We start from the raw sequence: 25,619 nt of genomic DNA on the forward strand, positions 1-25,619 counted from the left end.
ATTTCTTTTATTATTTAACAAGTTCAACCATTGCCTCTATTTCTTCCATCAGGTCGGCATCGGAGCTGAAACCTGCTGCTCTAAAGCGTAGTTTTCCATTCTTATCAATGACGAACTTTGCGGGAATATTTTTTGCTTTGTAATCCTTGGCCACCTGGTCAGTATTATCCATCAGCACCCTGAACGTGAATTTCTGCCCTGTAATATAATCTCTGGCATTCTTCTCTTTAGCGTCACCACGTTCATAGGTATCGATAAACAGGAACTGAACATTGGGGTCGTTTTTATATTTGTTGACCATGGCTTGCATGGCTGGAAAAGACGCTTTGCAAGGTCCGCACCAGGTTGCCCAAAAGTCGAGTATTACAGTCCTGCCTTTTAAATCTGCCAGGTTTACTGTATTTCCGTTCAGATCTTTAAGGTTAAAAACCGGAGCTGTTTCGTCTAACATAGTTTTTCGTAGCGATTCCATTTTCTCTTTGACCTTATCCTTGTTGAAAGCTGCGAAATAGTGATCAAAACCAATCTCATTACCTTTTCGGTCCACATATATGGTCTTTAATCTGGTTATGATTTCAGCAGTGGTCATACCGTTTTCCACTAACTTTTCTAATTCTTCTTTCAGTTCCTTTTGTGAAAGGAATTCAGTAGCCACGGCTAAATAGGCATTGGTAAGGTCCGCATCTTTCCGATGCTGGTTGTACTGCATTGCCTCTTTATAAAGTTCAAGGGCCTTATCTTTTTCTCCCCTCCGATACAGCAGTTCTGCGTAATCCGCGGTAAACATCGCATAGCCAAATGCCCTATCCGACTTTGCGGCATCGGCTTCTTCCATCTTTCTTCTTGCCCAGGCCCGTTCTTTCTGGATCAACTCGCTGGCGAAATCCAGATCAATTCCTTTTTTTACTACCCGGCGTACATATCCGGCAGAAACAAAGTGTATCCTTTCTGTTCCGGTAACATCACCTAATTTAGCCAACAGTTTTTTGAAGCCTTTAAAGTCCTCTGCATTCAGATACGCATATAATGGATGCACGCGATACATATCACGTTTAGCTGCTTCCCCTTTCCATAAAGGATTGGTGTCTATGTTTTTCACAATTTCAGCAGAAATCAATTCTGCTTTTTTCCCGTCCGTTTCAGCATACAACTTTTGGATAAGCTTTTGTGCCTCAGATTCATTTTCAGCATGTGCCTGAATTACTGTTTTTGCCTCCTGGGCAAAAACAATAACAGACATTAATATAGCCGTGAAGGCAAATATTAGTTTCTTCTTCATCGTTATTCATGTGTAATTAAAAATATTCAGTATTTAGGGTAAGGCATTAGGGGTTATCCTGCATTCCCGGGTTTTCCGCCAAAACTTTAGGTGGAATTTTAAACGTTAACCGTTCTGGCCTCAATGTAAAGGTACTTGATACCGCTCCACCGCTTGTATACAGCGTATGCGAGTATTTTACCGTCGACTGGAATTCAGCATCGACAGATAAACGTCTCATATCAAACCAACGATATCCTAAGGCTGAAAATTCCCTGATGCGTTCATCAAGAATAAATTTAACCATAGAAACCCTGTCCGAAGCAGTTACACCTGGTACCGGGGCATCAACGGCAGGCATTCTTTTAACTCTAAGTGCCTCAACATCGGCTTTCGCTCCCGGAAGATCGTTTAACCTGGCCTTAACCTCTGCACGCATCAGATATACATCAGGTACCAGCATTCCGATAATTGGAGAAAATGGCCCGGCTTTTCTTACCATTCCCAAAGGGAAAGCAGCCCCACTTGGATATGGAGTGTTTTTCATAAAGTTTCTACGCAAATCTGACGAACCGTATAGAGACATTGTAGCTGGAGATAACAATAATGCATTTGATGCTGATGTCCAATCTCCTGCGGTTTGCCTTGAGTATAAGCTTTCTTCATAATTATATAAATTAGGTAAGGTAGGGCCAATTACAGAATTAGGCAAGAACGCACCTCCGGTACCGAAAGTAACGTTGTAATCATAAAGACGGACCGGGTAGGTTGAGTTGCTGATATCTGTCATCGCTGTATTTAAGTGCGGAAGCGCTTCGTTATATAGTGCCATAGACAGGTAAACTTTGCCTAATAATGCCTCAGCAGCAGGTCTCGACATACGAAAGCGGTGAATAGGAGTAGCGCTCAGGTTGGGAATTGCTGTTTGCAGATCTTTAATGATAAAATCATAAACCTCTTTAACACTTGCTCTCGTGAAATTATTTAATGTCACGTTGGCCCTGTCAATTATTGGAAAACCTGGATCGGATGAAGCTGTTGCTGCAGCATAGGGTTTAGCGAAAAAATTAATAAGCTGAAAATAGGTCCATGCCCGGCCTGCCAGTGCTTCGGCTTGTAAGGCATTTTTTTGTACATCACTACCGCCCGAAGAATTAAGCACTTCGTTAATCACGATATTGTATATGTACAGTGCCTTGGTAGGATAAGTTACTTCCGGAGCATCTTCATTTTGTTCATAGATAGTATTTTCCCACTTAAAAGATCTCTGTTGCTGCAAAGTGGTGCCAGCAAAATAAGGTTCAATTGCTGCCATTTCATCACCCATTGCCTGTGTGTAAGTCATAAATTGGTTTCCAAGCGTAAGGCTATTTAGCAGCAAATCATAGTCTGAGGTTTTAGTGGCTATCAGTTTACCCGCAGGGGTTACTTCGAGAAAATCGCGCTTACAGGCCATCATTGAAAACGATAACCATAGCAATAAAGCAAAATTGAAAATTCTTTTCATGTCCGTATTTTTAGAATGACGCGTGTGCGCCAAATGTTACCATACCCTGCATACTTCTCATAGCACGGTTTACACTAGAAATTGTTTCAGGGTCGCCCCCACTTGCAACACCAAGATTATAGCCTTGAAATTCAGGATCTATGCCATAACGGTTTGCTTTCCACAGCATCAGGTTTGAAATCTGCATTCTCAAGGTAATGTTACTTGCTTTCAGGTTACTTATTACCGATTTAGGCAGGCGATAGGATAAGGTAATATCTCTTAATTTAATATAGGATGCATCCAGCACATTCAAATCTCCATAGGTATAGTAATTGATGTCGCGTCTGCTATTGGAAAGAGAACTATTGCTGACATAGGATGGTACATGAGTACTGTTTTCATCACCAGGTTGTTTCCACCTTTCCAGAAATATAGAATTGACATTGCCCTGAGCAAGATTAACGCCTGAGGTATATCGGCCAGCCGCCAGAACAAGTGCGTTGGCACCAACTAACCTGCCGCTGAAATAACTTCCAACATCGCGTCTCATTACATGTCCCAGATTAAACACTGCATTTAAACCCAATGAAAACCCTTTGTAAGAGAATGTATTTGACAAACCTCCGCTGAAAGGCGGCTGGGTTGTTCCCATATAACGCATATCATCTGGTGTAGATACATTTCTCGATTTTGTAACAGTTCCATCAGCAAGTCTAATCTGTGGATCGCCTAGACCATCCAGTCCTGCATACCTGTAAGCAAACAACGCAAAGGCTGAATAACCAGGGAAAAACCGCTGACTAATCATCTGTTGTCCGATAGTAAGCGGAGTGAGGTATTTAATAGACGTGATTTCGTTTTTATTATAGGCTAAATTTAACGAAGTCGTCCATCTGAAATTAGAAGTATTAATATTTAAGGAATTGACAACTGCTTCAATACCTTTATTTTTCAGACTGCCGTAATTCCCTACTATTACTGAATACCCCGTAAGTGTATTTACCGGAAGTTGTCCTATCAGGTCGTCCGTTATTTTACTGTAATAATCCAAAGATCCGGAAACACGGTTGTTCAGGATACCAAAATCAAGCCCTACGTTTGTTATTTTGGTACGCTCCCAGGTCAAACTCGGGTTTCCTGGTGTGGCTACAGAGAAACTCCTTCCGCCGGGTAAGGACGCGGAGGTGGCAGATGACAGGATATTGTATGAAGATGCAGTTCCGGGAACAGGGGAATTTCCGGTAACACCGTAGGTTGCCCGTAATGACAAGTGATTTAAAAAGGACATAGGTTTCATGAAATTCTCTTCAGATATGATCCATTTAGCCCCTGCACTCCAAACCGGCTTTCCCTGCGCGCCTTTATCTAACCCAAAAAGATTGCTTTTGTCAACGCGCCAGCTTGCATTCACTGAATATTTTTGGGCGTAAGTATAGGCACCGTTTGCATAATAGGATGAAAATCTGGTTTGCGACTCGGTTTCTGAATAGAAATCAGACGAAAGTACACTTCTGTTCAGGTTATTCGGAACCACCGGATTTTGGATCCCAAGCGAAAGCACCGCGTAATCTACGGGAATAGCATTACGCAGTTGCTGATCGTAGCCCCTGGCAATGCTTTGATTTAGCGTTAACATTTGCTCCTGTGCCTCCTGTCCGGCCAGCACGGTCAGTTGATGAAGCGACTGTTTCCAGGAGTGGTCAAATATAAATTGGTTACGAATTGTCCATTCCTTTTGTAATATGTTATTGGTAGAATACTTACCGCCTGCTACTGGCAGGTAGTACACAGGCGTTACCGATGGGTTAGCAGCCACAGTGAAGTTTACAAGTTCGTTTCGCTGTACAAAGCTGGTATTGTCATCGTACAAACTCGTCTTGTTATGCCCACGTATATATCCAAATACTCCTTCGTACCTCAGGAATTTTATTGGTTTTACAGTAAAACCTCCTATAACCCTGTTCAATAAACTGTTCCCCTTGGCAGCTGCCAGGTTCATGTCATCCAAAGGCTTATAATCCAAACTGATCCGGCTTCTGGCCTCAGAAGCCTTACGGGTCGAATCAGTTAATGCCCCAACATAAGGCATGGCAAGTGAATTCCCATTTGCATCCCTGAATAATTGATAAGGATAGAACCTGGTATCAATGCTTACATTTCTTGGGGCAGATGTGATGTTATTTGTCAGATCTGTAATCAGATAAACTTTTAATACTTTATTAAAGTTGAAGTCCTGGCGCAGGTTCACTTTGTAGCTTCGGTCTTGCGTACCGGGACGGTTTGATTTTGTATCCGTATATGCGGCAGAGCCGTAAAATGAGTGCACCTTTCCTCCGCCGGTAAGGGAAATGGTATGGTTCATCAGGGCGGCGTTACGATACCACAAATCTTTGATCTGGTCGCGGTTGTTCATCGAGGCCAGGCTATCTAAACTCTTATTGGCTTGTGCGGAATTGATCAGGCCGCGGTACTTGTTATACAATATCATTTCATGTGGGGGCATACCTACTGATCCCAGGGCAAACGCCGAAGTCACATTCCAGGGGTAAGTTACCGGATCAAAGACCTCTTTAGCGGCCTGGATATATTGCTGACTGTTCAGTACTGGTAAATAGCCAAGATCTGGCTTACCCTGAAAGCTGATAAAACCATCATAATCTACTTTGATGCCTTCCGAGTTTGTGCCTTTCCTTGTGGTCACTACCACAACACCATTAGATGCCTTTGCACCCCATATTGACGCCGCAGTAGCATCTTTCAGTACAGTAATGTCAGCAACATCCTGAGGATTAATAAGACTGATATTGGAAGTAGGTATTCCGTCTACAACGATCAGCGGCGACCTGCTGGAATTGATCGAATTTAATCCTCTGATCAGTATTGATTCAGATCCTGGAGCATTATTAACGGTTAATCCAGGTACAAGGCCATCTATACGCTGCAGCACGTTCATGCTTGTTGAGCGGTTGGCCAGGATTTCCTGATCCGGCTTGGCAAAAGAACCCGCACTCCTTTCTTTGGAAAGGGATTGATAGCCGGTATTTACAGTTACATTTACCTCTAAAAGGTTCCCTGCTTCTGGTAATAAAGTTACCGGTCCAATATCTTTTTTAACCGTTACTTCAACTGTCTTGTAACCCAGATAAGAAATAACCAGTGTAGCATTTTCATCTACATTTTGCAGGATAAACTCACCATTACTATTTGTTAAAGCTGTTTTGTTGTTTCCTTTAACTTTAACAGTAGCACCGGGCAGCCCTTGACCCTTCTCGTCCAGAATACGGCCCCGCACATCAATATCAGCAAAAGCATTAACAAGCCTGTCCAGAAAGGAAGGCTCCTTTGCCTTTATAACAATAGTGTTCTTCTCTATGGTATAACCTAAAGATTGATTACTGAGACTTGTTTTCAGCACATCATCAAGTGCTGTATTTATAAAGTTGACATTGATTGGCCTGGCAGCGTTTAATTCTGCCGTTTTCCATACAACATTGTAACCGGTTTGCTTTTTAATTTCAGTAAACAACTGCTTCAATGATCCATCTTTTGACCTGAAGGTTACCCTTTGGGCAAAGCCGGATGCACTGACCTGCATAATGGTTGCAATTAATATTACGGTGGTAAGTCGCATAATGAGCAGGATTTTCTGGAAACACGGTAATTGCATACCCCGTTTCCTGGTATAAATTTTATACATTTGCTTTAGTTTGGTGTTAGTTGATAGTCCAAAAATTTATTAAATAATGCCAGGCATTGGCCAGCAGTGTTCCACCACTTCTGGCCCTTTTTTATTCAGGCATTTACATTGCGGGTAGTTATCTGTTCACTATTATCCTCCTTCCTTCAATTTTAAAATGCACGCCCCCTGTTAATTCCAGCATTCTTAAAACGTCAGATACATTTCCGAACTTGGTTATAGTTCCTCCAAATAACTGAGTTTGCATATTTTCATCCTGATACCGTATTTCCAAATCATACCATCTGGCTATTTTCCGCATGATGATCCCCAATTGCTCATCATTGAACATAAATTCTCCATTTTTCCATGCAACAGCTTCCTGTGCATTAACCTGGTTTATTTTTATCTTTCCACCCGCCACTACCGCTTCCTCATTAGGGCTTAATATAGCAGCGTCATTTACCTTTACCTTACCTTCAAGCAAGGTGGTTTTTATGTGAGCCTCATCACGATACGCATTGACATTAAAATGCGTCCCTAATACTTCCACTTCCTGACCTGCACTTTTTACCCTAAATGGATGTAATTTATCCTTGGCTACTTCAAAATAGGCTTCGCCACTCAGCTCAACAGTCCTGCCAGGTTGGCCAGAGAAAGTTTTGGGGAATTTAAGGGTGCTGGCAGCGTTAAGCCATATTTTGCTCCCATCCGGAAGAGTAAGTTCATATTGCCCTCCTTTTGGTGTATTGATCTCCATCAACTCATCTTTCACATCTCCTGTCAGGTCGTCATTTAATGGAGATCCATCATTATAACTAAGTTTTCCAGCATCTATTACCACTCCACTTTTAGCATCACTTAATGTAATGGTCTTTCCATTGGCCAGGGTTAAGGTTGCTTTATTCCCCCCCGGTGCAATGTCATTAGCTGAATAGCTGTTCTTGTTTGTTCCGCTTTTGCCTGTACCAGGCCCCGCATTGTAAATCCACAGGCCTATACTCAAAACGATAAGCACAGAGGCTACCGCCGCCATCTGCCATTTTTTTGCATTGGTAAAGAAATGATTAACCTTTAATTTTAAAGGCTTTACATCAACCTTCTCAAGAACCCTCTGATAAGCCAAGTTCAGTTCCTGATCAGATAAAACAGAATTGAATTCATTGCTGTTTAAATCCGCTTCAATCAGCCCATCCAAAACCAAATCATTTTTTACATCAGTAACTGCTTTCTGAAACAAAGCCCATTCCTTGCCCGTCATTTTGCCTTGAAGCCATAATTGATAGAGTTCCTGAAATTCTTTCTTTTCCATCTGGATAGTTGATAATATGCCCTTGATATGTAGTAGACGCACTCAAACGGAAAAAGGGGGGGATGGAGAAAAAAATTAATAAAAAATATTTGAGAATAATATAATGGAGATGAGCTCGTTTTTATGCGTTATCAAATATTGCCTGATTTTAGCCAGGGCAATTTGTATGTACTCTTTGACCGTATCTTTACGTATGCCAAGTTCAGTGGCTATTTCTTCATAGGTTTTTCCATCCTGCCTGCTTAGCTGGTAAACCTGTTTTTGTTTAGGGGACAGGCCTTCCAGAGATTTGTCGAGCAGTTCAGCCCTTTCTATATTTACTACAATATCTTCCGGGCTCTCGCTATTGCTTTCCAGCAATTCCATGGCAAATGTAAGGTATTTATCTTCTAAAAGTTTTTCACGAAAGCGGCTGGCAATCAAATTCCTTGCAATCTGGAACAACCAGGCTTTCGGGTTCTCAACTTCGGCCAATTGCTGGCGGCGTTCCCAAACATTCAAAAATACCTGCTGGGCAATGTCTTCGGCAATTACCTGTACCTTAACCAGTCTAAGCGTATTGCCATAAATCTGCTTATAGTATTTCTCAAACAACGATGAAAACTCGCGATCTTCTGATGAATCTTTCCCTGGCATCAACACTGTTTTGTTATTTTCTACTTGACAATCGCTTGTTGTAAAACAATAAATGATCTGCTAATTTGGCAAAAAAAGGTGAAACAACAATAAGTTTTCAAAAAGGCCTGCCAAAGGTGCTTGTAGTTGTTCTTCGAAAATAGTTACATTTGACAATCCCACACTTCAACCTGCAAACTGATAAATAGAATTATATAACTGTGGCAATTGACCAGCATCTTGACAATGAACAGTTGAAGTCTCGGCTTGCAGCCGGGGATTCACTTGCATTTAAAATTCTGTTTGATAAGTATTATAAACAGCTGGTTTATTTTGCCAACAGGTTTACCGGTGATATGATTGAGGCTGAAGACATTGTAATGGATGTTTTTGCTAAATTCTGGCAAAAGAAGGCAACAGTTATCTCCATTACGAACCTCTCCTCGTTTTTATTCGGTAGCGTAAAAAATGCCTGTATCGATTTACTTCGGAAGGAGGCCCGCTTTCCTATGCTTTTTCAAGAGCTGCAGGACGAACTCCTGGACCAAAACGCCATTATAGAAGGTGAAGAAATCTTTGCCCGCCTACTTCAGCAGGTATATGAACAGATAGAAAGCTTGCCCGACCAATGCAAATCAATTTTTAAGTTGATTTATCTGGAAGGAAAATCTACCAAAGAGGTTGCCGCTATGCTAAATTTATCTGTTCAAACGGTCCGCAATCAAAAAACAAGAGGTTTGAGCCTGATCAGAGCTAAAATAACTCCTCAAAACCTGCTTTCTTTTGCATTATTACAGATCGCTATGCTCTATACCCAAGCCATGCGTTAGTTTTTATTTTATTTTTTTGGTTGTTTTTTTCTTTTCAACGTCTTCAATTAAAATTAATTTTGATGGGCTATCTTCCCGAACATATTGCTGGTTTACTTATTTTGCATTTAAAAGGCACTATTTCCGCCGAACAGCAAAAAGAAGTAGAAAAATGGATTGTACAAAATCCTCATAATAAGCGTGTTTTTGAACGCATTCAAAACAAAGATACGCTGACTAAAGAACTGCTAAAGTATGAGAATATCTCTAAAGAACGTGCCTGGAATAATCTTCAGAAGATAATTGAAGACAGCACAGTGGAAATTGAAATGAAACCGGGCAGCCGAAAAATTAAAAAAGTAATTACCTGGTGGGCCGCAGCATGCCTGGTTGCAGGATTATTTTATTTCTTTTACAATAAGGTCTATTTAAAAGAGGGGAATGACAAAAACACATCTACTGCTTCGCTGAATATAGCACCTGGAAAAGAAGGGGCCATATTAACCCTGGCTGATGGCAAACAGGTATCGCTTGACAGCTTAAAAAATGGCTACATAGAAATACAAAAGGGTGTGAAGGCAAAAATAGTTAATGGAACGCTGGTATATGAAACGGAAACAGCTAATCCGGTATATAACACCATTAATACCCCAAAAAGCAGACAATATGAGTTAATATTGCCAGATGGGACAAAAGTGTGGTTAAATTCGGTCAGTTCAATTCGCTTCCCAACCCAATTTGTTGGCAATGAGAGAAGGGTGGAGTTGCATGGCGAGGCCTACTTTGAAGTTTACAAAAACAGGAACATGCCGTTTAAAATTGTCACAAAAAATAAAGCCGAAGTCGTTGTACTGGGAACACATTTCAATATCAATAGTTATGATAACGAAGAAAATATAAATACAACCCTACTTGAAGGATCAGTGAATGTGTTGTATAGTGGCCAAAAAGTTACACTTAAGCCCGGACAACAGGCCCAAATTTCGCAGTTAAAACGCTCAAATAACTTTTCAGGAATAAAAGTTGCCAATAATGTGGATGTAGAAAAAGTTACCGCCTGGAAAAATGGCACATTCAACTTTGAAGGAATGGAACTGAAGGAAATTATGCGCCAGTTGGAACGATGGTACGACATTGAGGTCAAATACGACGGCACTGCACCGAAACTAAGGTTCTTTGGAGAAATTAGCAGGAAAGAAAACCTGGCAGACGTACTTACCGCATTGGAAGAGGCACACGTTCGTTTCAGATTAGAAGAAGGAAGGAGGTTGATCGTTTTAGCAAATTAAATCCTATCCGTCAATTACGGAACTTAATAATCTGGTAAAAAAATACCGGAAGTGTTATCACCACTTCCGGAAGAATTGGCCTGATTACAAACGTCATAACACATTTTACTAAACCAAACCATTACAAAAGTATGCAAAAAAACTTTACTTTGGCCCAACCAGCCCTGCCATTTCCATGGCATGTGAAACCAGTAAAATTACTGGCAGGAATTACAAAATATCTATTGATTGTCGTTTTGTTTTGTACAGCTAAAACTGCGGGTGCACAAACTGTAACCATTTCCGCAAAAGACATTTCTATGCAAAAAGTGATCTCGGAAATTAAAAAACAGACCGGTTACTCGGTATTTGGTAATATGGACCTTCTGGATAAGGTAGATCCGGTTTCAATTACCGCCAAAAACATGCCTCTGGCAGAATTTCTGGCCGCTATATTCCGCAATCAGCCAATAAGCTACCGGGTGGCAAACCGGACCATCTTTCTTTCGAAAAAAAACAGCACCCAAAAAGATGATAGCGGGCAAAATCCCAGTCCCGGTAAGAGCATTCAGGGCCAGGTTCTAGACTCCCTGGGAAGACCGCTTTCCGGGGCAACAGTTGCAATCCGGAATCGAAGCCAGGTAAAACTCACGGATAATGAAGGTAAGTTTACACAAACGGTAAACGAAAACGATGTCCTGGTGATATCTTACCTGGGCTACACAAATTCCACAATTATTTTGAATGCTAAAAACCTGCCAGCTTCCGGTAACCTGATCATTAATTTGAAACCAACTGTGAACCAGCTGAACCAGATCAACGTTACCATCAATACCGGTTATCAGAATATTGCCAGGGCACGAAGTGCCGGGTCGGTGTCTAAACCAGATATGAAGGTCTACAACGACAGGGTTGGAACGATGAATGTGATTCAGCGTTTGGACGGTTTAATTCCGGGGCTTACGGTTAACAACGCACCATCTGCCGATCAGTTTCAAATCCGTGGCCTTACAACTGTTGGAACAACCATTAATATTGGTGGTTTTGCAGTACCAACCACAAGCCGTTCACCACTCTTTGTTGTAGACGGTGTCCCTTACGATGACATTAACCTGATCAACCCTAACGATGTGATGGACGTGAATGTGCTGAAAGATGCCACTGCAGCATCTATATGGGGTACAAGAGCAGCAAACGGCGTAATCGTGATTACAACAAAAACGGGTAAAGCCGGAAAGCTAAAAGTCGATTACAATACCTTTGTACGGTTCCAGGCCCGTCCCGATCTGAGTTATATGCCTGTTTTGAACAGCCGCGAATATATCCAGGCCGCAAGGGAAACGTTTGACGGCAATGTGGTTCCCTGGGCAACAGTTAACGGAAGCACCTCTCCTATTGTCGCCCCTCACGAGCTGGTACTCTATAATTTAAACAGAGGGCTGATTACACAGGATGTGGCCAATGCCAAACTCGACAGCATGTCTAACCTCTCTAATCTGGATCAGATATCGGCCCTGTTTTACAGCAATAGCCTGGTCACCAACCATTCCCTTGCTGTTAGCGGTGGTGCAGACAGATATACGTTCTATGGTTCTTTTAATTATACCGGAAACCGAGGAAATGGTAATCGTCCCGACAATTCAGGTGACAACTTTAAATTGAACCTGCGCCAGGATTTTAAATTAAATAAAAGTATCCAGGCTTACCTGGTAACAGACATCACAAACAACCTATCGAAATCCAGGCCCTGGCCATCATTTAACGCTCAGTTTACACCCTACCAATTATTTCAAGATGCTTCTGGCAATAACCTGGATCTGTCCTGGAGGTATCTTACCGATGAATTAAGGGCCTCTACAGAATCAAAAGGTAAAATAGACCTGAGTTATGTACCTGTAGACGAAGCTGGCTTTGGCTATACAAACAGTAATGCACTTTCGGTAAGGTTGAACTCCGGTTTAAATGTCAATATTTTTAAAGGTTTGAAATTTGAAGGTACTTACAGTTATGTCAGAGGCAAGAACGATACCAGACAGTTTGAAGATCAGAAAGCATTTGTGGTTAGAAGGGAGGTTCTGAGTTTTGCTACATACAATACTGCTTCGGGTGTAGTGACCTATAATTTTCCAAAAACCGGTGGACGGTTGACTACAACAAATAGTTCCAGGGAAGACTGGACGATCAGGAACCAGTTGACCTATAATAAAAGTTGGCTCGAAAATAAGCATCAGCTTACCGTTCTGGCGGGAAATGAAGCACAGTCTTCTACCGTAAAAAATACTACCGAACTAACAAGGGGATTTGATGACAACCTGAATACAGTACAGCTGATAGATTATAAAACACTGTCTTCGGGAATCTCAGGAACAATTTATCCCACTACCGGCGGCTTTGGCAATTATTTCCCAGACTTGTTGTATGTGCAGGGCATAGATACCCGATCGCTTTCTTACTATTCCAATCTTGCCTATTCGTTCTTAGAGAAATATGGCATCAATGCAAGCTGGCGGATTGATCAGTCCAATCTTTTTGGCAAGGACAAATCAGCACAGAATAAACCCGTATGGAGCGTAGGCGCCTTATGGAACATCACCAGGGAAAACTGGATGGAAAAAATTACCTGGGTTAACGAACTCCGGCTACGTACAACTTACGGATTAACCGGAAACTCACCCTCGCCAGGAACAGCAGCATCATCAGATATCTTGCTTGCAAGTGCCCCTTCAGGATTTACTGTACCTGGAGGAACAATTTATAGGATTAACAGCCCTGCGAATAAAAGGCTGACCTGGGAATTGACAAAAACCAATAATGTTGGCCTGGATTTCAGGCTGCTCAATAGCCGCGTAAGTGGTTCATTGGATATGTATTGGAAAAAAACGGAGGGTCTCCTGGATCAGTTGCTGGTAAATCCATTCGCGGCTGCCACCTCGACAACTATATTCGGGAATGCCGGTGTTTTAAAAAACCGTGGTGTGGAATTGTCTTTAACGACGGTGAATATCAGCACCCCGGGTTTTACCTGGCGAACCATGCTGAATGGCGCTTACAATACCAACAAGATTATCAAATCCTATGCTGCAGCGTCTAATAGTGGTGCTGTACGCAGTACTGCAACGGTAGTTCAGGGATTTTCTTCCTATCCGCTATTTGCATACGACTTTGAGGGTTTGGACGCTTTAGGGGATCCCTTAATCCGTTTAAGCGATGGACAAATTGTTAAGACACCGAATATTACAAAACCTAACGATCTCCTGTATATGGGCACCACACAGCCTAAATGGTCCGGCGGCTTTAATAACAGTTTTCGTTACAAGTCTTTTGACCTGCAGATGAATATCATATTTAATGCTGGCCATGTGATGCGCAGAGATGTCAACAGCAGATATACCGGTGTAAATGCCCAGAACAATAATTTCCATGCAGAATTTAAAGACAGATGGAAACAACCCGGTGATGAAAACTTCACTGATGTCCCTTCGTTCGTTCCTGTATCCAGCCTCAATTCCTCGCGCAGGTCATCGTTCTATTATATCCTGGGCGACCGAAATGTACTGGATGCATCATTCGCAAAAATCAGGGACATAACCCTTAGCTACAGTTTGCCAAATGGTTTATTAAACAGATGGAAGATCAACCAGTTAAGGGTATTCACGCAAGTTGGCAACATCTTGTTGTGGCGTGCAAATAATGCAGGGATTGATCCCGAGTTTCAAACCGTTGGCAGCTTTGGCGGCCTAAGGACTCTCAGAACAGGTCAAAACACAATTTCAATTGGCGCAAACCTTTCATTTTAGCATTATGATTATGAAGACTTTAAAGAAATATCAGTTAGGATTATTTATTATATTGTTACAGGCATCCTGTGGCAAAGACTTTTTGGAAGTAGCTCCAAAAGGGAGTTTAATTGCAAGCCGAACAGTAGAATACGAAAACATGATGTATAACTCACTGGCCATCGGGGCAGACGTTCCAACGGTTGCACTCGGTGATGATGCAGCTACCCTCAATACTTATTATGAGTCGTCGCCCTTAAGGCTCCAAAGAATATTTCGGTGGGATAAGGATTTTTATGAACCTGAACAAACTGCGGATGAGCTTCAGTCGCCTATCGCAAGCATCTACATCTACAACAAAATCATCAATGAAGTTATGGGGTCTAAGGAAGGTGACGAAGCCTATAAATCGCGGGTACGTGCAGAAGCAAAGGCATCCAGAGCATACTTTAATATGTTATTGGTTAACTATTACGGGAAACCTTATAATCCAGCTACAGCCTCGTCTGATCCTGGAATCCCATTGGTCAAAGAGGCAGACGTTTCAGCCACTTCATTTACAAGGGCCAGTGTTAAGGAAGTTTACGACAACATGATTTCGGACCTACTGGAATCCATTCCTCTAATCCCGGTTGACCAGCCACACCGTCAGCGGATGACAAAGGCTGCTGCAGAAATGACTTTGGCAAAATTATATTGGTACAAAGGTGATTATTCCTCTGCATTAGAATGGATTAAATTGGGTAAAACACATATGCCCACAAGTTTTGAAGCGGCAATTTATGACTATAATCAAACCTATACTGTGCCTACCTGGTCTGTTCCTTCCGGAAGCAATAATACGGAAAGCCTGCTGGCAAGAACCAGTTTCAGTTTTCTGGTCAATAGTTCCAATAATATACTGTTAGCCCCCTGGGTGCACGAATTGTATACTGCAACGGACAAACGACTGAAGGCATTCTCAAACGTACCCTACGGGGGCACAGGCATATTTCCAGCAAAATTATATAGACGTATCGGACCGTTTGGCCTCCAGGTAGCACAAGGCGTTAGCCTGCCCGATGTGGAACTAATGAAAGCGGAATGTGAGGCCAGGTTAGACAAATTAGCTGAGGCAAGGGCTACATTAAGCGCTTTCAGACTGAAAAGAATGGCGTTGGCAGAAGCTACGGTTACAATAAATGACAAAGATGAACTGATCAGGTTTATCATAGATGAACGTGTTCGGGAGTTTGCACTTTATGGATTCAGATGGTTTGACATAAGAAGGCTTTCAAACGATCCTTTATTTAAAGATAAGGTGTATAAACACATCAACTACGATGCGGTAACGGGGCAACCCGCTACAACCTACACCCTTGAAAACAACCGCTTAACGTTAAGGTTCCCTTTAAACGTAATGGCAGCAAACCCTGGGATGCAAAATAATCCTTAGGCCTTATACCTAATAAAAAAAAGCTGGACAAGTCCAGCTTTTTTTTATTATCAGTTTTCGGGATGTATAAATAAAGACAGGTCTTATTTTAGCACGCTTTTTAACTTTTCTTCCAATGCCTTTGGGCTCAACCTTCTTCCCAAAACGGTACCATCCGGAGCAATTAAAAAGCTATCAGGAATAGGCTGCACCCCATAAAGTGCTGCTACCGGGGCCTGCCCGTTTTGCAGGTCGCAAAGCTGGGTCCAGGTTAGTCCATCCTGCTTGATTGCATCTTTCCATTTGCGCTCATCCTTTTTTACATCCACAGAGTATTGAACTATCGTGAAGCCTTTGTCGTTAAATTTGTTATAAACTTCCTTTAGATGTGGGTTTAAGGCCCTGCAGGGAACACACCAATTGGCCCAAAATTCGAGCAGCACATATTTGCCTTTAAAATCGCTTAGCTTAACCTTTACCCCACTTGTATCCGTTGAGGTAAAATCTGGTGCTTTCTTCCCAACTGCTACAGCTTTATTGGCCTGTAGTTTGGAATAGATCCCTTTTCCTTCCTGAGAATTTTTCCATGAAGAAGGGAAGCTATTATAAATACGCTCTGCAGTAGCAGTAGGAAGACCATCTTGAAGTACATATAAATAGCCATAGCTGATCTGGGAGGCGGGATGGGTTTCCATAAAGCGAATTTTATAGGCGTTTATTGAATCTGTTTTACTTTCCGCTTCCTTAACCAACTTTTCAGCCTCGGCAGAATTTTCACCTAAACTTCTTCTCTTTTGAAAAAGTGCGGATCTACGCTCGTAAATAGGCGCGAGATAACGTTGCGCTTCAGTAAGCTCATCGTTTGTTTTAGTGCCTGTTACGGTTACATAATTCAACGAATCGATGTTTCCGCGAACCTGGATCTTTCCTGGCTCCACATATACAACAGCCTCCTTACGCAAGCGCGGCTCACCAAAATATAAAGAAGCCCTGCGCAGCTGTTGAACTTTACCTGCAAACTTAAATTTGCCCTCAGCAACCGCAGTGATAAGGGTATCAAATTTCCGGCTAGCTTCCGAAGGATGAAGGATCAGGTAGGCCTTGTCATTGTTCAACCCCTTAATTGAGCCATTAATTTCATAAGTTGTTTTTTTTGGGACCTGAGCAATACTGCTTATCGACATCAGCAGCAGACCGCTAAAAACATAACAAAAATTTTTCATGTGTATAGTATTATAATGATTTATGGTTAATAGGTATTTTGCTGGATTGCGCCATTGCTCGAAATAATTTCCGGTTTAGGGAGCGGAACAGCAAACCTTCTCGAATTTTTCGGCAAAGTATAAGTTACAGGGGCCTGATTAAAAAGTACACCAGCTCCGGTATATGGATAAAAGGTCCTGCTAAGCGCCACATCATCATCAGGATCGTCATTGTTGTTGTAACGTCTGATGTCAAACCAGCGCTGAATGAAAGGCATTTCTCTCCTTCTTTCTTCCAGTACTTTCTTAATCGCATCAGCTTTATCTGCTGCAACCAGGTTCACCGGTCCGCCTGCCTTAATCCTTTTCGCCCTTAATATATTTACCGTTGCCATTGCCGCTGCAGGATCATTGGAACGGGCTTGTGCTTCGGCTTTCGTCAGCAAAACTTCAGCCACTGTAGGCCCAGATGGTATCCATTGTTTATAGAAGAAAATGTATCCCGGATAATCATAAGATGGATTGGTCATTCGGCGATCGTAAGAATAATTCTCCACAACATGGTACTGATATCTTAAATCATTGGTTTTATCATAAAGGTTTAAAAGTTGCTGGCTTGGAATGTACCACCAGTTGCCATTACTTAGAACGCGATAGTAAAGGAATTCTTTCCATTTGATCAGGTCTGTCTGGTCTGGGTTATCATGTGTATAGGGGTATTTGATAGCTACTGTCTGCGCTTGTGGCGTGCCCGGATTAATATTCACAACGCCATCTCTTCCATAACGCATTTCCGTGTTGTAATCTACCAGCACATTATAGTCTGCCAAAGCAGCATTTGCATGTTCAATCGCCTTCCCATAATTGTTCCTGTTTAAATAATAACGCGCAGCAAAACCATTCACGCCAGCAATGCTGGCGCGCCAATGGCGGGGCTTGCCAGATTGGGTTAGGGAAACCGGGGTCTTGAGGGCTTCGGCCAAATCAGCTTCAATTAACTGATAAACTTTTTCAAGAGGTTGCCTTTGAATGGGCTCCTCAAAGCTCGTACTGGTTTTTATGGGAAGTCCCAATTCATTTTTATTCGCTTCCGTATATGGAAGACAATAAGTATTGGCCAATATCCAATAGCTATAGGCGCGAATAAAATGTGCATCGGCTTTTATAATTGCTTTTTCTTCTGAAGTTCCCGATACCGTTTCCAGGTTAGTCAGCGCCAGGTTGGCGGCAAAGATTTTTGCATACTCACCATTCCATAAATCATCCCTGCTGGCATCAGGAATATACTGGGTATCCCAGGTGGCAAACTGTATGGTATATAACGTACTAAATGTATTTCTTCCGCCATTATAGAGCTCAACTGTAAATCCGCAATCATCTGTTCCGTAAGTTTGCGTACGGTTATCTTCTGAATAAAAAGTATTTTGATTATCCAATAGCGCATTAAGTTGTGCTGTAGTTTTGACAACCAGCGAGGAAGTCTTAGACGGCGGCTCTTCCAGAAATTTCTTACAGGAAAAAAGCAAGGTGGAAAGTGTAGCTAAAATTAGCGCTATCGGTAAGTACCTGTATATTTTTTTCATTTTCTTGATTTTTAAAATTCACATTTGATACCTAAGGAGATTCTTGGCTGTGGTTTCAACGTTCCCAATGGGTACTCCGGATCTTCTCCTGCCTTATTGGCCACAACGGTAAAAAGATCATTGCCCTGGGCAAACACCTGGACCCTTCTCATACCAACTTTTGAACCCAATGCCGCCGGCAGGTTGTAACTTAGGTTAACTTCCTGCATTCTGATGTGTGAGGCATTTTCGATCAGGTAGCTCAGGCTTTCGGTAAACCTGCCCCAGAAATAATACCTGGGTTCATTTTGGTTCAAAGGAAGAGGCACAATCTTCATCGGATCGCCATTAAGTACTTCAGTTACTTTTTTATTCGGCAATATCTTACTATTAAAACTTGGCGGATAGTTAAATCCTTGTCTCTGGAATTTGTGACCGAACTTTCCGGTTACGATAAATGACAAATTAAAATCATAAACCTTAAAAGAGTTCATAAAACCAAGTGTATAAGGTGCTACTTCAGTTCCCATTTTCAACAGAAAATCCCTTCCATCTCCAGGCGGATAGGCCGAGAAATCATACTGGTCACCATTTGGACCATACACAGTCGGCTGGTTATTTTTAACCCCAGCATATTGAAATCTCCAGATTGTGTTGGCATCCTGTCCCTCAACATAAGCTATTGACCCTCCCGAAGTAAGCCATGAAGGATGATAGTTTGCTACAAACAATTTGGTGATTTTGTTCTTATTGTACGAGAAATTGAGGTTTCCACGCCAGGTAATGTCATTTCCTTTTATCTTCTGTATGGTTCCCAGTTCCACCTCAATGCCCCGGTTAGTCATTGCGGCATTATTAAGGTTCTGCCTGGTAGTTCCGTTAGCTGCAGGGATTGAAAGGGTAGCGATAAGATCTCTGCCGGATTTATTGTATACATCTACTTTCCCATAAAGCTGTCCCTTAAACAAACTATAGTCCAACCCCAAATCCCAGGTACCGGTCTTTTCCCATCGTAATGTTGGATTTCCAAAACTAGAAACGGTTGCTGTCACATCGCCGGTGTAAATGTTAGGGATAGCTCCCATGCCCAGTAAAGGTCGGAATGATGTAGATCTGTCCACATTTCCATTGTAGCCATAAGTCGCCCTTAAAGACAAGCGGTCCACCCATTCAACTTGCTGAATGAATTGCTCCTTTCCCAATTGCCAACCCAGGCCTAATGACCAGAAAGGTGCGTAACGATAAGAAGGGTCGTCTGTAATTAAATTGGAAGCATCAGTACGTATGCTCCCGGAAAGCGTGTATTTATTTTTATAGCTATAAGATGCATTGCCAAACAAAGAGAAATACCTGTCAGTAGTGTAAGAAAATCTATTAGCATAGGAAAAAACCTGAGGGTACCCTGTCCAGTCCAGGATCGGGGCAAATTGACCGCCCGATCCATTCGGAAAAGTTCCTACACTAAGCGTCTCCTCATTATAACCATAAGTTTTTGGATTCTCAAAAGTTTGATATACAAAGTTATTGATCTCCGATCCTCCTATAAAATTGATTTCATGGTCCTCGCCTATTTTTTTGTCAAAATTAATTTGGTTCCTAAACACATAAGCTTCAGTCCGCGCCCTGCTCTGCTCTAAGGTGCCACCTTTTGGCAGGTTTGGAGTAATGCGATTAGTGACCATATTCCAGCTTGCAGCCGTATTCACTGCATTTCTTACTGCAAAGGTTTTGTCATTATTGTAGTTGCTGTTAAAAGTATTAGCCAATTCATATTGAACCTTGGTATCGAAAGATAAACCTTTGATAATTTTAAACTTCAATCCCGCCTGCAAACGCAAATTCAAGTCCTCAGTTTTATACTTGCGATTGGCAATTTCCTGTATAGGATTATAAGACCAATCAGCATAAGGAAATAAGCCAGTCGGTACAGAACGTTTCAGAACTGGCTTGTAGTAAGGTGAAAGGTCCGTCAATGAGCCGTCTTCATTTCTCAACATCTCATAAGGGGCCAACGCAGCGATATCTGCAAGCGGATTGGGAAGGCCGTATGGATTTACATTATAATTCACCCCATTTCTATTGATTTTGTTATAATTAACTAAGCCACCAAAACTTAGCTGCAGCCATTTAAAAATATCAGCATCTGAATTATAGTTTACCATATATTTTTTGTTGTCCGAGCCTTTAAAATTTGATTGGGTGTCTTCATAGAGTAAAGACAGTCTATTGTTCATCTTTCCGGTTGAACCCGATAGGTCCAGGTTGTACTGCTGTACAGTTGGGTTTCTAAGTAACTCATCGCGGATCTGATCCTTGTTACTCATTGTCCGGTACTTCGCCAGAAGCGCGTCCCTTTGCGTTTCTGAAATAAACCCTAGCTTTTGCTCAGTCAGCGCCACTCCTGCCGGTGCCCAGGAAAAATAAGCAGCAAACGGAAGGCTGCCATCGTTAATATCCCCACCCCACTTTTCAAACGATTTAACCTCATAATCAACAGTTTCCGCAGAAGTTGCCAACGGATTCACATAGTCTAGATCCAGTTTCCTGGAAATCCTGGTGAAAGCTGAAAAGTTTACATTTAAAGGTGTTCCTTTTTTTGCTTTTTTAGTTACGATAACGATAACACCATTGGCTGATTTAGCCCCCCATATAGAAGCAGCGGCTGCATCCTTAAGTACCGTAACACTTTCCACGTCGTTTGGATTGATTGTACTGAAATCACCTTGTATTGCAAATCCATCCACTACTACCAAAGGAGCTGCATTCTGGTTCCGGATTCCGAAATCGTTCCTGATATTCAAAGCTGTTTGCCCCCTGATCTCAAATCTGGGATTACCATCAGCATCCAATGTGGCCTGCATGCCGGCGGTAGTACCAATTAACCTTTGTGCAATACTAGTAGATGGTTTTTCCAACTGTTCCTGGCCTATTGTATTGAAAGACCCCGTTGCTCTTTCCTTCGGAAGTGTCTGATATCCGGTACTCACTACTGTTACCTCTTCCAGATCGGAGCTACCCGGTTCCATTTTAACTGTAATAATGCGCGACTGCCCAACAGCTATTTCTTTTGTTTTATAGCCTAGAAAAGAAACCTGTAAAACTGCATCTTCGTTAATTCCGTTCAATTGAAATTCTCCGTCAGAATTAGTGGTAGCTACTCTTTTGGTATCTTTTACCTTTACTGTTGCTCCAGGTAAAGGCAGGCCCTTTTCGTCAAGTACAGTGCCCCGAACATCAATGGCAGTAAAAGCAGACATAAGCTGATCCAGAAAGGAAAAGCTTTTCTTTCTGATCATAACAGTCTTATCTGTCACCTCATAAACCAAAGGCTGGTTGGCAAAGCAAACTTGCAGCGCTTTCTGAATACTTACATTTTTAAGGCTAACGCTTATAGGCTTAAGGTTTTTAAGGTCCTTATCCGAATAAATGAAATCATAACCGCTTTGGGTACTAATTTTATCAAGTACTTTTTGCATCGATATCCTGCTCTCGTTCAATGTAATCTGCGCTTTGCTGATTGCGCTTACCTGAAGTAATGATACCATCATTATGATTGTGGTGAGTTTCATAATCATCAATAATTTCCGGGGGATTTCCGCATACCGGTATCCGCCCATTTTTTCATTAATTTTCATTAATTTTGAATAGTTTGGTTAAGTTGATATTAATTCTCGCAATGAATTGAAAAGGCAGGCCAGACTACATAGAACGGGGGTAGATCGAAGCACTCCCGTTTTTTTGTTAAGCTACCTTATAAAAGGTATAACTATGGCATAACGGTAACCCTCCTTCCTTCTACCTTAAAGTGTACAGCCTGGGTAAACGTAATTTTTTCTAAGATCCTGGAAATATTGTCGTAACGGCTGATTGAACCTGTAAAAGTTTCATCACTAAAATCCCCTTTATAAACTACTTCAACATTATACCAGCGGGAAAGCTTTTTCATAATACTTTCGATACTTTCACTGGTAAACACGAACTTTCCGTTTTTCCAGGCTACTATTTTCTCCGTATCAACAGGCATGACGCTGATTTTATTATTCTCAAGAACAGATTGTTCGTCAGGTTTCAGTAAAACACTATTTACCTGGACTGACCCCTCCAATAATGTTGTTTTAACGCTTTTTTCATCAGAATAGCTACTGATATTAAAATGGGTACCCAGCACTTTTACCTCTTGCCCCCTACTACTTACAACAAAAGGATGGGCTTTATCTTTTGCAACTTCAAAATAAGCCTCACCATCCAGGCTAACCCTACGCAACCCCTGTTCGTATATGCTTGCAGAATACCTTAAACTCGAAGCAGCATTTAACCATACCCTTGTTCCATCAGACAATGTAATCTGATAGGTTCCACCTTTAGGTGTAGTAATGGTTTGGATCCGGCTACCTGCCGGATCCACTTCACCATCAGCTAACGCACCAATTGCAGCGCCGTCATTATAAGTTACCATGCTACCTTTTATCAAAACGCCGGTTTTAGCTTCACTCAGGTTTATGGTTTTCCCGTTAGCTAAGGTTAAGGTGGCTTTATTGCTGCCAGACGGGATATCGTTTACCAGTGTCAGTATATGGAGAGATCCTGAACCCCGCTGGCTTTTGCTGTACATCCAAACAGCCATCATAATTACAGCTACTGCCGCTACTGCTCCGGCAACATACCGCCAGAGTTTAAATGTTCTGGCATTAGATTTTACCGATATTGGTTCAGCGTAAACCGGATTGGAAATGATTTTTTGAAATAGCTGTTCGCTTTTTAATTCAGAAAATGGAAATTCATCACTAAGCTTTTTCCAATCCCGGTCCATAATCAATTCCAAATCCTCAGTTGCCCTATGCTTTTTAATGTAAGCCAAAAGCTTATCGTACTCTTCCTTGCTGATCTGATGGTCAGCATACTTTTGAAGAAGATTTTGGATGATAATATTTTCCTTATTCATTTTCCTTCGTAGCCTAAAGCGGCACTTTTTATACATTACACCTCAAAATGAAATAGGGAGTAGTAGAACTAAATTTTTCTTAACTACAACCATTACGATGCCCACCTCACAAGATCCATATGCATGGTGTAACGCTCAGCCATGTTGTGCAAGTATCCTCTTGTTAACTAAATTTAGGGTATATATTACCATATATCCTAAGTTTAAAAAGATTTGAAGTGTGATTATTAATTTGTTGCAACAATTACATTTTGTTTAAAAAAATCAAAAACAACCAAGAAAAACCATAAGTTTCAAAATGAATACGTAGCGCCTTAAGCGCTTCGGCACTGTGTTTTTTCACAGTTTCTTTCGAAATATTTAGTTTATCAGCTATTTCCTGTTGACTTAAACCTTCGTACCTGCTCATTCTGAAAACAAGTTGTTGTTGTTTAGATAATTTTTCAACTGCTTGTTCAGTAAAAGCCTCAAGTTCCGCCAGATTAAGAACTTCCTCTGTGCTGTGACTGATATCCTGGTACCTGGCCCATAACTTTTCTGCTGCAGCATGGAACCTGGCAGCTTCCCTGATCCTGTTTAAGCACAGTCGTTTGCAAATGGTATAAAGGTATGCCCCGAGGGGTTGGGTTTCGTCAATTTTTTCGCGAGAAGCCCACAAATTAATTAAGGCGTCGTGCACAGCTTCCTCAGATTGTTCCCGACTATTCAAATAACGCAGACTAAAATGATAGAGCTTTTTGTGCCAGGCATCAAAAATAAGTCGAAAAGCAGCTTCATTATTTTGCTTAAGCAAAACAACCAGTTCCTGATCGGTGTACCCCCCATAAGCCCTCATTATTGATAATCCTCTTAATTAAAGTTACTCTTTTCCGCAAGTATATACAAATCTCATCAAAACAGGAAAATCGTTTTTGATGTGTATTGTACAGGTGATCAGGATGAAAATTTCATCGTAGAGTACTGAAAATATCCTTTTCCAGGCAAACATAGGGATTTAACTGTTGCAGCAAACTTACTTATCTTCTACTTTCATCAAAACCGTCTTTCGTTTTGTATACTCATCCGGTGCTAACCTGAACCTGAAAAACAAAGCCATGCCCCCCAGGATTAAAGTGTTAAACAGAATATTGTTTGTTACAGCTTCCTCCTACCCCATGTAAAACAAAACTATATTTTCTTTTACCCCACCATTTCCGGACAGCTTCCTGAAATGAACAGAGTTCTTTCAACTTAAAAAATACCTGTTTAGGTTTGTGGTATAAAACCCAAACTATGCAACAAGAAACCAGCGTAAGCACCACAACAACTACAACGGAAGAAGTTACCTCCAGATACATAGATTTTAAGCTCGATTTTTCCTTCCACCACTTCTTTGCCAAGGAAGGGCATCTTGACCTTTTGAGAGACTTTTTAAACAGCGTGTTTGAAGGCCGTAAAGTGATTAAACAGGTAAGGTTAGGAAAAACCGAACGCAAAGGCGATCAAAAGCAAAACAGAAAAACCGTATTTGATGTGTATTGCACCGGCGATAACAATGAAGACTTTATCGTAGAAATGCAAAAAGGTAATCAGGAACATTTCAAAGACCGCATCTTATTTTACACCGCAAATCTTGTACAGGGGCATGGCAAATCCGTTGAAGCCAATTGGGATTATAAACTCCCCGAGATTTACTTTGTTGCCGTAATGGACTTTGTATTGGATGAAAGCCCAAACGAACACCACATACACGACGTTCTGCTGGTAGAGATGCGTACCAAAAAGCAGTTTTACGACAAGCTTGGGTACATTTATATTGAATTGCCAAAGTTTACCAAAACGCTGGACGAGCTGGAAACAAACGAAGACAAATGGCTGTACTGCTTAAGACACATGACAGAATTTGAGGAAATACCTGTATCTTTGAGTAATAACTCAACATTCAAAAAACTATTTGAAGTGGCAGAAGTAACGAATTTGACCCCCGAAGAAATGGATGCTTATCAGCGGGAGCTGAAAAGAAAACGTGACAATTATAGTCACGAACAGTATATTCTTGGAAAGGGTATTGAGCAGGGCTTGGAAAAAGGAGAGCATAAGAAAGCTGTAGAAATGGCGTTAAAACTAAAAGCCAGGAAGATGCCTGCCGAAGAAATAGCTGAATTAACTGGCCTGTCAAAAGAAGAAATCGAATCCCTTTAATGAGCATCAAACTATTTGTCGCCAACTTCCCGTTTAGCATGACAGAGATCCAGTTGCTGAAACTTATTGACAACCCGATCAGCATGCGACTGGCCGAAAGTAAGCGGCTTAAGTT

At 41.6% G+C, this 25,619-nt stretch carries 15 protein-coding genes; 5 read left to right on the top strand and 10 right to left on the bottom strand.

Annotated elements, in window-relative coordinates; all coding sequences use genetic code 11:
- Positions 1-10 precede the first annotated feature (10 nt).
- The 5 genes from B9A91_RS02165 to B9A91_RS02185 all read right to left on the bottom strand — a co-directional run bounded on the left by B9A91_RS02165 (position 11) and on the right by B9A91_RS02185 (position 8,371).
- Positions 11-1,279 carry a TlpA family protein disulfide reductase gene (locus B9A91_RS02165; protein WP_084236781.1) on the bottom strand — a complete coding sequence of 423 codons (1,269 nt, stop codon included), beginning with the start codon at positions 1,277-1,279 and terminating at the stop codon, positions 11-13.
- A 46-nt stretch (positions 1,280-1,325) separates the two neighbouring features.
- Positions 1,326-2,765, bottom strand: coding sequence for a RagB/SusD family nutrient uptake outer membrane protein (locus tag B9A91_RS02170; protein WP_084236782.1), 1,440 nt, complete (start codon positions 2,763-2,765; stop codon positions 1,326-1,328).
- A 10-nt stretch (positions 2,766-2,775) separates the two neighbouring features.
- The gene (locus B9A91_RS02175; protein ID WP_084236783.1) at positions 2,776-6,444 is read right to left on the bottom strand and encodes a SusC/RagA family TonB-linked outer membrane protein; all 3,669 of its coding nucleotides are present in this window, start codon (positions 6,442-6,444) and stop codon (positions 2,776-2,778) included.
- A 118-nt stretch (positions 6,445-6,562) separates the two neighbouring features.
- Complete coding sequence (locus B9A91_RS02180; protein ID WP_084236784.1) at positions 6,563-7,735, bottom strand: FecR family protein; 1,173 nt, start codon at positions 7,733-7,735, stop codon at positions 6,563-6,565.
- 75 nt (positions 7,736-7,810) lie between these two features.
- Entirely contained in the window at positions 7,811-8,371 is a 561-nt protein-coding gene (locus B9A91_RS02185; protein WP_084236785.1) for an RNA polymerase sigma factor, read from the bottom strand.
- Positions 8,372-8,571: 200 nt separating this feature from the next.
- Here B9A91_RS02185 and B9A91_RS02190 point away from each other — a divergent pair, with 200 nt between their 5' ends.
- The 4 genes from B9A91_RS02190 to B9A91_RS02205 all read left to right on the top strand — a co-directional run bounded on the left by B9A91_RS02190 (position 8,572) and on the right by B9A91_RS02205 (position 15,638).
- Positions 8,572-9,180, top strand: coding sequence for an RNA polymerase sigma factor (locus B9A91_RS02190; RefSeq protein WP_159451616.1), 609 nt, complete (start codon positions 8,572-8,574; stop codon positions 9,178-9,180).
- Positions 9,181-9,242: 62 nt separating this feature from the next.
- Positions 9,243-10,448: a FecR family protein gene (locus B9A91_RS02195; RefSeq protein ID WP_084236787.1), complete on the top strand. Its 1,206-nt coding sequence runs from the start codon at positions 9,243-9,245 to the stop codon at positions 10,446-10,448.
- 131 nt (positions 10,449-10,579) lie between these two features.
- A complete protein-coding gene (locus tag B9A91_RS02200) occupies positions 10,580-14,224 on the top strand; it encodes a SusC/RagA family TonB-linked outer membrane protein (RefSeq protein WP_084236788.1) in 3,645 nt (1,214 codons plus the stop codon).
- Positions 14,225-14,234: 10 nt separating this feature from the next.
- Complete coding sequence (locus B9A91_RS02205) at positions 14,235-15,638, top strand: RagB/SusD family nutrient uptake outer membrane protein (protein ID WP_159451617.1); 1,404 nt, start codon at positions 14,235-14,237, stop codon at positions 15,636-15,638.
- Between the two features lie 83 nt (positions 15,639-15,721).
- On the opposite strand, the gene B9A91_RS24510 is transcribed toward B9A91_RS02205, so the two are convergent.
- The 5 genes from B9A91_RS24510 to B9A91_RS02230 form a co-directional block, all read right to left on the bottom strand.
- Positions 15,722-16,840 carry a redoxin domain-containing protein gene (locus B9A91_RS24510; RefSeq protein ID WP_084236790.1) on the bottom strand — a complete coding sequence of 373 codons (1,119 nt, stop codon included), beginning with the start codon at positions 16,838-16,840 and terminating at the stop codon, positions 15,722-15,724.
- Positions 16,841-16,866: 26 nt separating this feature from the next.
- A complete protein-coding gene (locus B9A91_RS02215) occupies positions 16,867-18,402 on the bottom strand; it encodes a RagB/SusD family nutrient uptake outer membrane protein (protein WP_084236791.1) in 1,536 nt (511 codons plus the stop codon).
- 11 nt (positions 18,403-18,413) lie between these two features.
- Entirely contained in the window at positions 18,414-22,016 is a 3,603-nt protein-coding gene (locus B9A91_RS02220; protein WP_084236792.1) for a SusC/RagA family TonB-linked outer membrane protein, read from the bottom strand.
- 131 nt (positions 22,017-22,147) lie between these two features.
- A complete protein-coding gene (locus tag B9A91_RS02225) occupies positions 22,148-23,323 on the bottom strand; it encodes a FecR family protein (RefSeq protein ID WP_159451618.1) in 1,176 nt (391 codons plus the stop codon).
- Between the two features lie 244 nt (positions 23,324-23,567).
- Positions 23,568-24,158, bottom strand: a complete 591-nt coding sequence (locus B9A91_RS02230; protein WP_084236794.1) for an RNA polymerase sigma factor — start codon at positions 24,156-24,158, stop codon at positions 23,568-23,570.
- 437 nt (positions 24,159-24,595) lie between these two features.
- Between B9A91_RS02230 and B9A91_RS02235 the strand changes: the two genes are divergently transcribed.
- Entirely contained in the window at positions 24,596-25,504 is a 909-nt protein-coding gene (locus B9A91_RS02235) for an Rpn family recombination-promoting nuclease/putative transposase (RefSeq protein ID WP_084236795.1), read from the top strand.
- The last annotated feature ends 115 nt before the right edge of the window (positions 25,505-25,619 follow it).

This window comes from Pedobacter africanus, from assembly GCF_900176535.1.
Classification (GTDB): domain Bacteria; phylum Bacteroidota; class Bacteroidia; order Sphingobacteriales; family Sphingobacteriaceae; genus Pedobacter; species Pedobacter africanus.